2 protein-coding genes and 1 pseudogene are annotated in these 2,070 nt (G+C 68.2%); 2 read left to right on the top strand and 1 reads right to left on the bottom strand.

The window, feature by feature from the left end; translation table 11 throughout:
* A pseudogene (locus WAW85_RS14385) lies at nt 1–414 on the top strand (hypothetical protein); the annotation flags it as partial.
* Between the two features lie 8 nt (nt 415–422).
* Nucleotides 423–929, top strand: a complete 507-nt coding sequence (locus WAW85_RS14390) for a TIGR04338 family metallohydrolase (protein WP_422560279.1) — start codon at nt 423–425, stop codon at nt 927–929.
* A 9-nt stretch (nt 930–938) separates the two neighbouring features.
* Here WAW85_RS14390 and WAW85_RS14395 read toward each other — a convergent pair whose 3' ends face one another.
* Entirely contained in the window at nt 939–1,913 is a 975-nt protein-coding gene (locus WAW85_RS14395) for an alpha/beta hydrolase (protein WP_422560280.1), read from the bottom strand.
* Nucleotides 1,914–2,070 lie beyond the last annotated feature (157 nt).

A 2,070-nucleotide genomic window follows, 5' to 3' on the forward strand; every position in this document is an offset into this window, starting at 1 on the left:
GCCCAGCAGGTCGTGACGCGCGATTACGGGCCGTGGCGACGCCGCGTGGTGGAGGAGAAGTCGCTCTCGCCGATTACCGCGCGCCTGAACTTCCAGTCCGCCTTCGCCGAACGGATTGGCGCGCGCCTGCTCCAAGCGCGCGATGAGCAGCGGCGTACCGCCATCGCCGGCGACGAGGCCGAGATCGCCACGGCGCCGGGGGCATCGTCCACGGCGATTGCTCTGCGACACAAAGAGGTGGAGGTCGCCGACTTCTACAAGCAGACCTCCAGTGCCCGCGGAAGCTGGCGGCCGAGCAGCGCCACGGCGGGCTATTCGACGGCGGCGCGCCGCGCCGGCGACTCGGCGGGACGTCGGGCCAAGATCGGCGCCGACCGCCAATTCGGTTCGGCGCGTGGCGCATTGGGCAAGTAGGCCGAGCCATGACCCGGGACAGCAAGCGATCGGCGTTCTATGCGGCCGAGCGGATGGTCTATCGGCTGATGGAGCGTCCAGGGCCGAGCGCGCACACCGTCGAGCTGGCCGGGGCGCGGCTGACGTTGCCTGCCGAAGCGAAGTTCGCCTCGGTCGACTCCGTGCAGCGCTATGTGGACCGGGTGTTGGCGCTCAGTGGTGTCGTCGAGCACTTTGATCGGGCGCAGATTCCGGTGACGGTGCGGGATCGTCGGTCAGCGTCGGCCGCGCACTACAACTCGGCTAAGGCCGAGATCGCAGTGCCCGCGACCGAGGAAAACCGTTGGGCCATGCGGGAATTGGTGGTCTTGCATGAGGTGGCGCATCACCTTGATCCGGCCGTTCACGCCGACCCGCCCGGTGCGGTACACGGACCGGGATTTGTGCACACGCTGATCGAGCTGGTCGGTGCGGTGCTCGGCCCGGAAACTGCGCTTGTCTATCGGGTAATCCTCGGCGAGGCCGGCCTGACCTGACCGCCCGGGTCAGTGGGGGGACCAGCCAGCGTCGCCGTAACACTGCACCGCGAAGCGGGCCATGGCCTTGATCGCGGTCCGGGATTCGGGGAGCACGTCGATAAAGGCCTGGAACACGTGGACCGCACCCTTGTAGATCTCCAAACGGACCGGGACGCCGACCGCGGCGAGCGCGGCGGCGAAGTCTTCGGAGTCCACGCGCAGCGTCTCGTGCGAGCCGACCTGGATCAGGGTGGGTGGCAGGCCAGACAGATCGCCGTCGAGCGGGGCGACAGCGTCGCCGGTCGGCTCGCTCAACCGGATCAGCCGGTCGAACTCGGTGAATGCCCGGTGCGGGAACAGTGGGTCGGCGACCCGGTAGGCGCCTTCGCGACGGCGCGACGGCGTCGGGTCGATCAACGGGTTCTCGCAGATCAGCCCGGCCGGGCGCGACATTCCTTTATCGCGGATGGTGACTGCGGTCATCGCGGCCAAGAAGCCGCCCGCCGAATCGCCGGCGATCACGATCTGCTCGGGCGTGAAACCGCGGTCGAGGAGCCACTGGTAGCCGTCGAAGCAGTCTTGCACCGATACCGATGGCGGATGATCAGGCATCTTGCGGTAGCCGACGGCCAAGACCTGGGCGTGCGCGTGGGCGGCGATCGACCCGGCTAGGCGACGATGCGAACCGATGCCACCGACGATAAAGGCCCCGCCGTGTAAATAGAGAATCGCCCGATCCGAGCGCGCGCCCTGCGGAATCTGCAGTTCGGCCGCGCAGTGCGGCAGCCGCACTGGCTCGCAGAAGTTCCCCGGCAGCGGCGGCACCACCTTGCCGCTCACTTGATCGAACGCGTCGTACGGCCAGTGGCGTTCGGGCATTCGCGACCACGCGGCAATCACCGGGTAGGCTCCTACGCGCATGCCGACCCACGTCAACCGGCTGCGCACGCTGCGCTGCTGATACTCGACCCGCTCTACCTGCACTGGCGAAGAAGTCGCCATCGTGTCCTCCTGTGACATTCCGTACTGCCTGCCGTCGAATCGCCCCGGCCGCGGCCGAATCGCCCCGTCCGGAGCGTTGGTACTCGGTCGGCGGGACGCTACTCGACGATACTCAGACCCATCGGGTGCAACTGGGAGTCGGTGGGCACCGGTGCGG

Source organism: Gordonia sp. (in: high G+C Gram-positive bacteria) (assembly GCF_049299075.1).
Classification (GTDB): domain Bacteria; phylum Actinomycetota; class Actinomycetes; order Mycobacteriales; family Mycobacteriaceae; genus Gordonia.

Excerpts from the sequence above, each read along its gene's own strand:
- WAW85_RS14395 (WP_422560280.1), bottom strand. The coding sequence starts at position 1,913 with ATGGCGACTTCTTCGCCAGTGCAGGTAGAGCGGGTCGAGTATCAGCAG.
- WAW85_RS14390 (WP_422560279.1), top strand. The coding sequence starts at position 423 with ATGACCCGGGACAGCAAGCGATCGGCGTTCTATGCGGCCGAGCGGATG.